The sequence below is a fragment of the Streptococcus sp. 27098_8_76 genome (assembly GCF_041432315.1).
Taxonomy (GTDB): Bacteria; Bacillota; Bacilli; order Lactobacillales; family Streptococcaceae; genus Streptococcus.
The window spans coordinates 1-564 of the sequence record NZ_JAPVZI010000037.1; the positions used below are offsets into that span (position 1 = coordinate 1).

Genomic DNA, 564 nt, shown 5'->3' on the forward strand with positions numbered 1-564 from the left:
AAAAACCAGGTAAGATTGAAATTACTCGACAACCAAATGGAAATGCGATTGTAACGCCTAAGAAACCAGATGGCACAACCTACCCATCAGGCAGCAAGGTAGAAATTCCAGGAGAAAATGGAACACCAATCACAGTAACAATTGGCGACAATGGTTCAGGTGAAGTACCAAATGACAACCTTCCTAAGGAAGCTGTCCCAGGTACAGGAACAGTAACCGAACCGAACAAGAAACCATCACAACCAGTGGATGTAACAACACCAGCTCGTAAGACACCAACAGTAGATGTTGAACAAGATCCTAAGACAGGTGACGTTACAGTAACACCTAAGAAACCAGATGGCACAACCTACCCACCAGGAACTAAGGTAGAAATCCCAGGTAAAGATGGTAACCCAATCACAGTCACAATCGGTGAAGACGGTAAAGGTAAAGTACCAAACAGTGACCTACCAGAAGGTAAGGTTTCAGGTCCAGGTAAGATTACTGAACCAAATAAACCAGCAGTGGAAGTTCCTAAAGTTGAAACACCAGGCAAGGTAACACCAGAAACACCAGTAACTG

General features: G+C 44.0%; 1 pseudogene. It reads left to right on the forward strand.

Going from position 1 to position 564, the window contains the following annotated elements:
* Window positions 1–564: pseudogene (locus O3636_RS10675) on the forward strand (hypothetical protein); the annotation flags it as partial.